The sequence below is a fragment of the Streptomyces mexicanus genome (assembly GCF_902506575.1).
In the GTDB taxonomy this organism is placed as follows: Bacteria; Actinomycetota; Actinomycetes; order Streptomycetales; family Streptomycetaceae; genus Streptomyces; species Streptomyces mexicanus.
In genome coordinates, this window is sequence record NZ_LR732544.1 from 2,291,011 (window position 1) to 2,299,927 (window position 8,917).

The 8,917-nt window shown below is 74.3% G+C and carries 6 protein-coding genes and 1 pseudogene; 6 read left to right on the top strand and 1 reads right to left on the bottom strand.

Features of this window, described 5'->3' with window-relative positions:
• Positions 1 to 137: 137 nt before the first annotated feature.
• From GV126_RS10275 to GV126_RS10285, 3 genes and pseudogenes are all read left to right on the top strand, one after another.
• On the top strand, positions 138 to 1,916 hold the full coding sequence (locus GV126_RS10275) for a phosphatidylglycerol lysyltransferase domain-containing protein (protein ID WP_159664624.1): 1,779 nt from the start codon (positions 138 to 140) through the stop codon (positions 1,914 to 1,916).
• On the top strand, positions 1,913 to 2,689 hold the full coding sequence (locus GV126_RS10280; RefSeq protein ID WP_159664626.1) for a hypothetical protein: 777 nt from the start codon (positions 1,913 to 1,915) through the stop codon (positions 2,687 to 2,689). The genes GV126_RS10275 and GV126_RS10280 overlap by 4 nt, the downstream gene beginning before the upstream one ends.
• Before the next feature lie 649 nt (positions 2,690 to 3,338).
• Positions 3,339 to 4,100, top strand: a pseudogene (locus GV126_RS10285) (adenosylcobinamide-GDP ribazoletransferase); the annotation flags it as partial.
• A 60-nt stretch (positions 4,101 to 4,160) separates the two neighbouring features.
• Here the strand turns inward: GV126_RS10285 and GV126_RS10290 are convergent.
• Complete coding sequence (locus tag GV126_RS10290) at positions 4,161 to 4,922, bottom strand: endo alpha-1,4 polygalactosaminidase (RefSeq protein WP_159664628.1); 762 nt, start codon at positions 4,920 to 4,922, stop codon at positions 4,161 to 4,163.
• Positions 4,923 to 5,326: 404 nt separating this feature from the next.
• Here GV126_RS10290 and GV126_RS10295 point away from each other — a divergent pair, with 404 nt between their 5' ends.
• The 3 genes from GV126_RS10295 to GV126_RS36320 form a co-directional block, all read left to right on the top strand.
• Positions 5,327 to 6,874: a leucyl aminopeptidase gene (locus tag GV126_RS10295; RefSeq protein ID WP_159664630.1), complete on the top strand. Its 1,548-nt coding sequence runs from the start codon at positions 5,327 to 5,329 to the stop codon at positions 6,872 to 6,874.
• Between the two features lie 286 nt (positions 6,875 to 7,160).
• The gene (gene lpdA / locus GV126_RS10300) at positions 7,161 to 8,549 is read left to right on the top strand and encodes a dihydrolipoyl dehydrogenase (protein WP_159664632.1); all 1,389 of its coding nucleotides are present in this window, start codon (positions 7,161 to 7,163) and stop codon (positions 8,547 to 8,549) included.
• Positions 8,550 to 8,612: 63 nt separating this feature from the next.
• A partial coding sequence (locus tag GV126_RS36320) for a biotin/lipoyl-containing protein (protein WP_328707331.1) occupies positions 8,613 to 8,917 on the top strand: 305 nt, incomplete at its 3' end.

Here is an 8,917-nt window from a genome sequence, read left to right on the forward strand (position 1 = left end):
GCGCCATACCCGGGCGACCGGCCCGGAGGCCGGGAAGCCCGGAGGCCGGCCGTCAGGAAGTCGGGAGGCCCGCCGTCGGGGCCGGCCGTGGGACAAAGCGGACATCGGGCGCCTACGCCCCCATATGATCCCGTTTCATGGGAGATGCCCGAGTCGCACCTGTTCGTCTCAGCAGCGCGACCCCACGGCGGGCCGCCGCCTTCGCCGTCTGGTATCTGCGGGCCGTCGCGTCCGTCAACGTCCTCAGCGCGGTGTGGGTCTCCCTCGGGCAGGACGTGCGGCGGCACAACCAGGAGAACCTCTTCACGCCGTACCTGCTGACCGCCGGTTTCGCCTCCGGTGTCTTCACCGCGTTCCTCGCCGTGACCATGCGGCGGCGCAAACGGGCCGCCTGGATCCTCAACCTCGGCCTGAGCGGCCCGTTCCTGGCGCTGTTCGCCTTCGCCATGACGACGATCCCGGAGATCCGCGACTCCGCCCAGAACTGGATCTCCCTGCTGCTCACCGCGGCCTTCGTCGCCGCGCTGGTGCTCGGCCGGCGCGAGTTCTACGCCAGGGGCGACCGCGCCAACCCCCGCCTGGCCGCCGTCGTCGCCACGGCCGGGCTGCTGGTCGCCTCGCTGCTGGCGACCCTGCTGGTGACGGTCACCAACCAGGCGCCGGGCGCCGCCGGTTCCACGTACCTCCAGCGCTGGCACTACGGCACGCTGCGGCTGATCTCGGTCGCCGCCCCCGAGGCCCGCTTCCCCGGCATCACCACCCCGAACTGGGCGGACGTCTCCATCAACGTCCTGTCCACCGCCCTCGTCCTCGCCGTGCTCTACGCCGCCTTCCGCTCCCGGCGCGCCGTGGACCCGCTCACCGCGGAGGACGACAAGCGGCTGCGGGAGCTGCTGGAGCGGCACGGCGAGCGCGACTCGCTCGGCTACTTCGCGCTGCGCCGCGACAAGAGCGTGATCTGGTCGCCGACCGGCAAGGCCGCCGTCGCCTACCGCGTGGTGGGCGGGGTGTCCCTGGCGTCCGGGGACCCCCTGGGCGACCCGGAGGCCTGGCCGGGCGCCATCGAGCCGTGGCTGGCCCAGGCCCGGGCGCACGGCTGGACCCCGGCCGTGATGGGCGCGAGCGAGGAGGCGGGCACGGTGTACGCCCGGCACGGCTTCGACGCCCTGGAACTGGGCGACGAGGCCGTGGTGGACGTCGCCGAGTTCACTCTGGAGGGCCGGGCCATGCGGACCGTGCGGCAGGCCCACAACCGGGTGCGGCGCGCCGGGTACACGGTGCGCGTGCGGCGGCACGAGGACATCCCGGCCGACGAGATGGCCTACCTGATCGCGCGGGCGGACGACTGGCGGGACGGGGCCACCGAACGCGGGTTCAGCATGGCGCTGGGCCGGCTCGGGGACCCCGAGGACGGGCGGTGCGTGATGCTGGAGTGCCACGACGCGGACGGCAGGCTCCGCGCACTGCTCTCCTTCGTCCCCTGGGGTCCGCACGGGCTGTCGCTGGACCTGATGCGCCGTGACCGCGACGCCGGCAACGGGCTCGTGGAGTACATGGTGCTCGAACTGCTGCGCCGCGCCGAGCGGATCGGCGTCCGCCAGGTCTCGCTGAACTTCGCGATGTTCCGCTCGGTCTTCGAGCGCGGGGCGCGGCTCGGCGCCGGGCCGGTGCTCCGGCTGTGGCGGTCGCTGCTCAGTTTCTTCTCCCGCTGGTGGCAGATCGAGTCGCTGTACCGCGCCAACGCCAAGTACCGGCCGATCTGGGAGCCGCGGTTCGTGCTCTTCGAGAAGAGCGCGGACCTGCCGCGCATCGCCCTGGCCGCGGCGCGCGCGGAGGGCTTCCTGGAGGCGCCGGGGCTGCCGAAGTGGGTGCATCGCCGGCATCTGTCGGACGCGTCGGCGAGGAACGCCGGGTGAGGCGAGCCGGGCAGCGCCGGACGAGCGGGCTCGCCCGGTGGGCCCGCGCCGAGTGGGGGCCCCTGTACGCCACCGTGCGCGAGCCGCTGCTGCGGCGCGGGCCGCGGGCGGTCCCGCTGACCCTGACCGCCGTCGTCCTGACCGCGGTGCTGCACCTCGCGCAGAACCAGCCGTGGGGCCACGACGTCGTGCGGCAGGCCGGCGGCGTGCGCGCCGCGGACCCGCTCTGGGCCGCACTGCTGCGCACCCCGCTGTCGCTGTTCGTGCCCGCGCCGGATCTGCCGGTGTGGGGTGCGCTGGCGCAGGTCCTGTGCGTGTTCTGCGTCGCGGAAATCTGCCTGGGCCGCCGGCGCACCCTCACCGTCGCCTACGTCGCCACGCTCGCGGGCACCCTGTACGCCCGGCTGGGCCTCGCGCTCGGCCCGCACCGCCCGCTGGGCCTGCCGGCCGCCGACGCGCACGTGGCGGACACCGGCCCGTCGGCGGCCGCGGTGGGGCTCGCCGTCTACGTCGCCGGGCGCTGCGGCGCGTACGTCACCGCCGGCGCGGTGTGCGCGGCGATGGCCGTGGAGGTGGCGCTGAAGGAGAACCTGGCCGGCAAGGAGCACCTGGCGGCGCTCGCGGCGGTGGCACTGCTGTGCGCACTGCCGGCGGCGCGGCGGAGGCGGCCGTACCCGCGCCGGTGGGCCTCCCGCCGGGCGTCGCCTCCCGCGCCGGGGCCGAGCAGCGGGGCGGGCGGCCGGGTGCCCGGCTTGCCGCCGGCCCGCCCCTGAAGCACACGGCGAGGCCGCCCCAGCAGCGGCCGAGCCACGGGACACGCCCACCGGGCCGGGACGGGACGCACGGTCCGCCCCGAGCCAGGACCGCACCACCCGACCCGAGCCAGACGCTGCGACCCCGGCCAGACGCTCCGCACGACCCCGGCCAGACGCTCCACGCGACCCCGGCCCGACGCTCCGCACGACCCCGGCCAGACGCTCCACGCGACCCCGGCCAGACGCTCCGCACGACCCCGGCCAGACGCTCCAGGCGACCCTGGCCAGTACGCGCCACCCGACCCGGGCCGGGCCAGACGCGCCGCCCGGCCCGGACCAGGGAACGCGGGCGGCGGCACAAGTGCCGAGCCGGCACGACGTCGGAACGACCCAGGCCCCCTTCGCACAGCCCGGAACCACCTCGCACAGCCGGGATCACCTCGCACGGCCCGGGACCACCTCACCTCGGACGACCCGGACCACTTCGCACAGCCCGGAACCACCTCGCACAGCCCGAAACCACCTCGCACAGCCCGCGCGGCCCGGGACCGCTTCCCCCGGGCCGTCCGGTCCCGGGGGCGTGGCGGTCCCGTAGTCTGCCCGCGTGTCCGCCGCGCCCAGCCCTCCGTCGTCCCCGTCCGCCTCCCCGGAGCCGTCCGCGCCCGCGCTGCACGGTCTCCGGTTCGCCTTCGGCACGCTGACCGTCCTGCCGGTGCGGGTGACCCGCTGGGACCGCGCGGCCGCGCGCGGCGGGATGCTCTGCGCGCCGCTGGCCGGGCTGGTCGTCGGCGCGGCGGCGGCCGCCGTGGGCCTGTTGCTGCTGGTGCTGGGCGCCGGTGTGCTCCTCGCGGCCGTCGCCACCGTCGCCGTACCGGCCGTGCTCACCCGCGGCCTGCACCTGGACGGGCTCGCCGACACCGCCGACGGGCTGGGCAGCGGCAAGCCCGCCGCGGACGCGCTGCGGATCATGAAGCAGTCGGACATCGGCCCGTTCGGGGTGATCACCCTCGTCCTCGTGCTGGCGGCCCAGGCGGCCGCCCTCGCCGAGGCCTACGCCGACTCCTGGGCGCGGGGCGCGCTCGCCGCGGTCGTCGCGGCCGTCGCCGCCCGGCTGGCCCTGACCCTGGCCGCGCGCGGCGGGGTGCCGGCCGCGCGGCCGGAGGGGCTGGGTGCGGCCGTCGCCGGGGTGGTCCCGCCGGCCGGGGTGCTCGGGGTGGCGCTCGCCGTCACGTCGGCGGCCGCCGCGGCGGGCGCGGCCCTGGGCCCGCGCACCGCGCTGCTCGCCGCGGGCGCGGTGCTCGCCGCGCTCGCCGCCGCCGAACTGCTGCTGCGCCACTGCACGCGCCGTTTCGGCGGGGTGACGGGGGACGTCTTCGGGGGCCTGGCGGAGACGGCGGCGACCTGCGCGCTGGTGCTGCTGTCCCTGGGGGGGGCAGCCGGGCCGGGGCATCCGAGCCCGGGCATCCGGACCGGCCGGGCAGGACCCGGGTCAGCAGGGCCGCCGCCACGCCCCCAGCTCGTACTTCTTCTGCAGCGAGCTGAGCCGCAGCTCGCGGGAGCGGGCGCAGAAACGGCTGGTGGGCAGCTCGTACTCGACGTGGAAGACGGCCTTGCCGGCCGCGGTGAACGGCTTCAGCCGCGCGCACTCGCCGTACTGGGCGCACTGCTCGTTGACGGCGAAGTCGAAGTCGCCGACCAGCTGCGGGATCTGGTCCAGGTCGTTCTTCAGGCCCACCGCCAGGCCGCGCTCGTGGGCGAGGCGGGCGACGAGACGGTTGTAGCGCAGCTGGTCGGCGGCGGTCAGCGGAAAGCCGGTGCGGTTGCGGTAGCCGTCCATGTTGTCCGGCTCGACCGCGTCGAAGCCCTTGGCGCGGCACATGTCGAGCCGGGCCGCCATCAGCGGCTTGAGCACGTCGGTACGGCGGATGTCGAGCCAGCGTTCGCCCTGCCAGCCGTTGCCCCGGCCGAGCACGGACTTCGGGAACTTCCCCGCGTCGGGGCGGAAGTCCTCCCAGGCGCCGGTGGAGACGTAGCAGATGACCTTGCGGCCCTGGCGGTGCAGCGCGGCGACGGTCGCCTTCGTGTGGTCGAAGCCGTCGATGTCGTACACCGCGGCCGGTACGGAGGTGTCCAGGCGGCCGCTGAGCTGCCACTGCCAGCTGGTGCCGGGGCGGGGCTGCCAGCGCGGGGCGGCGGACGCCTTGTCGTCCTGCGGGCCGCCGTCGGGCTGCCCCGCACACCCGGCGAGCACCGGGGCGAGGAGGAGAAGGAGGAGGGCGGCGAGGACCGGGACCCGGTGCCGCGCCGCCCTCCTCCTTCTCCCCGGCCGTCCCCCCGGCGGTCGGCGCCGATCCCCGGTGGCGTACGGGAGTTGAGTGACGATCGGCCCCGCGCGGGTGCGCGCGGGGCGGTGCGCGCGACGGTGGCGGGGACGGGCGAGGACGGGCGGGTGACGCCGACGCCGCCGCCGAGTGAACACCCACGGGGCCGATCGGCCCAGCGACGCGCGTAGGCTCGTGCCGGGTGTTTGCCTGCCCGGGTGAAGACCGCACCGCAGAAAGGACCGCAGGGAGGATCTGAGGTCGGTCGTCGGGCCCGGTCGACCTACCCCATTCGGCCACATCACCTTTCACAGGGAAGCGAGATTTCACCACCGTGACTGCTCTCACTCTCAGCACCGCCGGCGCGCCCGGCCTGCGGGCCGACGCGATCGTCGTCGGTGTCGCCAAGGGCTCTGCATCCAGGTCCGGGAACCTGGTCGTCGCGCCGGGCGCCGAGGCCGTCGACGCCGCGTTCGACGGCAAGCTCGCCGACGTCCTGGAGACCCTCGGTGCCACGGGTGCCGAGGGCGAGGTGACCAAGCTGCCCGCGCCGTCCGGTTTCAAGGCGCCGCTCGTGCTCGCGGTGGGCCTCGGCACTCAGCCCGCGAAGGACGCCGGCTACGACGGCGAGGCGCTGCGCCGGGCCGCCGGCGCCGCCGCCCGCGCGCTGGCCGGCGCGAAGAAGGCCGCCTTCGCGCTGCCGCTGACGGACGCCGCCGACGCCGGCGCGGTCGGCGAGGGCGCGCTGCTCGGCGCGTACTCCTTCGACGTCTACAAGGAGACCGCGCAGGCGAAGGGCGCCGGCAAGGGCCGGGGCGGCAAGGCGCCGCTGGCCGACGTCGTGCTGCTCGGCGGCAAGCCCCGCGACAAGGCGTTCAAGGCGGCCGTCGAGCGCGCCACCGCCGTCGCCGAGGAGCTGAACCGCGCCCGCGACCTGATCAACACCCCGCCGAACGACCTGAACCCGGCCGCGTTCGCCGCCATCGCGCAGGACGCGGCCAAGGCGCACGGCCTGAAGATCCAGGTGCTCGACGAGAAGGCGCTCGCCAAGGGCGGCTACGGCGGCATCCTGGGCGTCGGCGCCGGCTCGGCGTCGCCGCCGCGGCTGGTGAAGCTGTCGTACACCAGCCCGAAGGCGAAGAAGCACCTGGCGCTCGTCGGCAAGGGCATCACCTACGACTCGGGCGGCATCTCCCTGAAGCCGGCCGGTCACAACGAGACGATGAAGTGCGACATGAGCGGTGCCGCCGCCGTGTTCGCCGCGGTCGTCGCCGCGGCCCGCCTCGGTCTGGAGGTCAACGTCACCGGCTGGCTGGCGCTGGCCGAGAACATGCCCTCCGGCTCCGCCACCCGCCCCGGTGACGTGCTGCGCATGTTCAGCGGCAAGACGGTGGAGGTGCTCAACACCGACGCCGAGGGCCGGCTGGTGCTCGCGGACGCGCTGTGGGCGGCGTCGCTGGAGAAGCCGGACGCGATCGTGGACGTGGCGACCCTGACCGGCGCGATGATGCTGGCGCTGGGCAGCCGCACGTTCGGCATCATGGCCAACGACGACGCCTTCCGCACCGCGGTGCACGAGGCCGCGCAGGAGGTCGGCGAGGAGTCCTGGCCGATGCCGCTGCCCGAGCACCTGCGCAAGGCCGGGGACTCCGCCGTCGCCGACATCGCCAACATGGGCGAGCGCATGGGCGGCGGCCTGTTCGCCGGCCTGTTCCTGCGCGAGTTCGTCGGTGAGGGCATCCCGTGGGCGCACCTGGACATCGCCGGCCCCGCCTTCAACGAGCAGGGTCCCTTCGGGTACACGCCCAAGGGCGGCACGGGCTGCGCGGTGCGCACGCTGGTGCGGCTGGCGGAACTCACCGCGGCGGGCGACCTCGGCTGAGGTTCCCCCGTTCGCCACGGACGTTCCCCCGTTCGGCGCGGACGTTCCCCCGTTCGGCGGGCGGCCCCGGGTGCACCTCGCACTCGGGGCCGTTTTGTCCCCTTGCGCACCGTGCGTGGCGCGTCTCACACAGCGGCCCCGCGTCTCGTCCGGTTCTGACAAGTGCAAAGATGGGCGTCGGCAGGACAGGGCCCCAACCCAAGGGCCGAAGAACGAGCGGCCGGACACCAGCCGCCAGCCGGTCACCGACGACCGGCGTACGGCGCACATGCATGGAGGACGTGACGTGGCGAACGACGCCAGCACCGTTTTCGACCTAGTGATCCTCGGCGGTGGTAGCGGTGGTTACGCCGCGGCCCTGCGCGGGGCTCAGCTGGGCCTGGACGTCGCCCTGATCGAGAAGGACAAGGTCGGCGGTACCTGCCTGCACCGGGGTTGCATCCCCACCAAGGCCCTGCTGCACGCGGGCGAGATCGCCGACCAGGCCCGCGAGAGCGAGCAGTTCGGTGTCAAGACCACCTTCGAGGGCATCGACGTCCCCGCCGTCCACAAGTACAAGGACGACGTGATCTCGGGCCTGTACAAGGGCCTGCAGGGTCTGATCGCCTCCCGCAAGGTCACCTACATCGAGGGCGAGGGCCGGCTGTCCTCCCCGACGTCCGTCGATGTCAACGGCCGGCGGATCGAGGGTCGCCACATCCTCCTGGCGACCGGTTCCGTGCCGAAGTCCCTGCCGGGCCTCGACATCGACGGCAACCGCATCATCTCCTCCGACCACGCCCTCGTCCTGGACCGCGTGCCGAAGTCCGCGATCATCCTGGGCGGCGGCGTCATCGGCGTCGAGTTCGCCTCCGCATGGAAGTCCTTCGGCGCCGACGTCACGATCATCGAGGGCCTCAAGCACCTGGTCCCGGTCGAGGACGAGAACTCCTCCAAGCTGCTGGAGCGCGCCTTCCGCAAGCGCGGGATCAAGTTCAACCTGGGCACCTTCTTCCAGAAGGCCGAGTACACCCAGGACGGCGTCAAGGTCACCCTGGCCGACGGCAAGGAGTTCGAGGCCGAGGTCCTGCTGGTCGCCGTCGGCCGCGGCCCGGTCTCCCAGGGCCTGGGCTACGAGGAGGCCGGGGTCGCCATGGACCGCGGCTACGTCCTCGTCGACGAGTACATGCGCACCAACGTGCCGACCATCTCCGCCGTCGGTGACCTGGTGCCCACGCTCCAGCTCGCGCACGTCGGCTTCGCCGAGGGCATCCTGGTGGCGGAGCGTCTGGCCGGTCTGAAGGTCGTCCCGATCGACTACGACGGCGTCCCGCGGGTCACGTACTGCCAGCCGGAGGTCGCCTCCGTGGGTCTCACCGAGGCCAAGGCCAAGGAGATCTACGGCGCGGACAAGGTCGTCGCTCTGAAGTACAACCTGGCGGGCAACGGCAGGAGCAAGATCCTGAAGACCGCGGGCGAGATCAAGCTCGTCCAGGTCAAGGACGGTGCCGTGGTCGGCGTCCACATGGTCGGCGACCGCATGGGCGAGCAGGTCGGCGAGGCCCAGCTGATCTACAACTGGGAGGCGCTGCCGGCCGAGGTGGCCCAGCTCATCCACGCCCACCCGACGCAGAACGAGGCGCTCGGCGAGGCCCACCTGGCGCTGGCCGGCAAGCCGCTGCACTCCCACGACTGAGCCTTCGGTCCACACGGGCGCGACGACACAGACTTCCGCAATTCGTTAGGAGCAACCGAAACCATGGCGGTTTCCGTAACCCTGCCGGCGCTCGGCGAGAGCGTCACCGAGGGCACTGTCACCCGCTGGCTGAAGGCCGAGGGCGAGCGCGTCGAGGCCGACGAGCCGCTGCTCGAGGTCTCCACCGACAAGGTCGACACCGAGATCCCCTCGCCCGCCTCCGGCGTGCTGCTGGAGATCGTGGTCGGCGAGGACGAGACCGCCGAGGTCGGCGCCAAGCTCGCCGTCATCGGCGCCCCCGGTGCGGCCCCGGCCGCCGCCGAGGCTCCGGCCGCCCCGGCCCCCGCGCCGGCCGCCGAGGCCCCGGC